This is a genomic window from Vibrio ichthyoenteri ATCC 700023 (assembly GCF_000222605.1).
GTDB classification, from domain to species: domain Bacteria; phylum Pseudomonadota; class Gammaproteobacteria; order Enterobacterales; family Vibrionaceae; genus Vibrio; species Vibrio ichthyoenteri.
Genome location: NZ_AFWF01000118.1, coordinates 1 through 1,633 on the forward strand (window position 1 = coordinate 1; position 1,633 = coordinate 1,633).

Consider the following 1,633-nt stretch of genomic DNA (forward strand, 5'->3'; position numbering starts at 1 on the left):
TTCTAAGCATAGTACGCCTATCAAAAAGCTTTGTGCCTTACTGAAAACTCAATCTATAAATGCAAATTTAGGGGGCCATCAACGTCAAGCGAACGGTAGGTAACGACAGTAAATATACGTCATAACTTGGACTTATGAATACTCGACGTATCGCTCTCAATCACTTCGTTTTTTGCTCGCATATCGATACACAAATGTTACGATTAACTCACACTCTCACCACCTAAATTCATATATAACTCTGAATTATTATATAGTTAGCCAATAGTTTAACACTGATGTATTGATGCAGCGTCGACTGCTATTTTTAGGCATCAGTCCGATGACGATCGCAATCTACTCACGGGTAGAAATGCTATTCGTGTCCAAAATGGTTTTCGCTGACTGAATAAGGGATATTTTAATGAGAGCGCATTTATTACTTGTCGCGACACTCGGTATAATGCAAGGTTGTAGTGAAGAGCCAGCAACCGAAAGTAACCTCACTACTGTTCGTCCGGTAAAGGTGTTTAACGTCACCGAGCAACAAGCGAATATTTCCGCTTCCTTTCCCGGAATTATTCAAAGTAAAAACCTCAAAGAAATCAGCTTCACGACGACCGGCCGAGTGACCGAATTCCCAATCAAAGAAGCCATGTTTGTCCAAGCTGGTGACGTGCTCGCCCGACTCGACCAGCGCGAATTAAACAACGCATTGAGCAAAGCCAAGTCTCAATATCAAATTGCTTCTGACGAATATCAACGCATCGCAAAATTAGCAAAAACAGGTGCGGTGTCAAAAAGCTCGCTACAAGCTAAACAAACAGAGCGAGATTTAGCCCGTGTGCAACTCGATAGTGCGCAACAAGCCCTTAACGATTCTACGCTTATCGCCCCTTTTGACGGTATCATCGCGCAAACCTTTATTGAGAAAGACCAAGTTATTTCCAGCGGACAAACGGTCGCGATACTCATAGGGGAAGGTGAACTGGAAGCCTCAATCGACGTCCCAGGAAAATTCCTCGCTCTATTACATCGAAATTCAACCATTGGTGGGCAGCCATTACAGAGTTGGATATCTCTTGACTCCCTCCCCTCTCAACGTTTTCCTGCGGAGTTTAAAGAAGCAACACTTGTGGCAGATCCAACCACACAAACTTACGGTCTAACCTTTGCTTTCAAGACAACAAGCGACGTTCTTATTCTGCCCGGCATGAATGTTTCTGTGGATATTACCGTTACGGGTAGTGAGTCAATGCCGCGTCTCAGTGTCCCCATCGATGCAGTAGGTAGTGATAGTGAAGGCACCTTTGTATGGCTGGTTGATACCAACTCTATGATGGTCTCCAAACAACACGTTACCTTAGAAGAGCAAATTGGTGAGTCGATTGCCGTGCTTGATGGACTGAGCAAAGGCGATACCATCGTGAGTGCCGGTGTCAGCCAACTCTCTGAAGGCATTACCGTGAGAGAATGGAAATAAACCGCAGCCACGTTAGACAAGCAGGTAACTAATATGAACATTGCAGAGTTCACGATAAAGAAGACGGTACTCAGTGTTATCGTCATTTTTATCACGTTATTAGGCGGTTGGAACGCCTATCAAAACATGGCGCGATTTGAAGACCCTGAATTCACCATTCGTGAAGCGGTC

At 44.5% G+C, this 1,633-nt stretch carries 1 protein-coding gene; it reads left to right on the forward strand.

The window, feature by feature from the left end; genetic code table 11:
- Nucleotides 1-403: 403 nt before the first annotated feature.
- Nucleotides 404-1,462: an efflux RND transporter periplasmic adaptor subunit gene (locus RH85_RS09875; protein WP_006712083.1), complete on the forward strand. Its 1,059-nt coding sequence runs from the start codon at nt 404-406 to the stop codon at nt 1,460-1,462.
- The last annotated feature ends 171 nt before the right edge of the window (nt 1,463-1,633 follow it).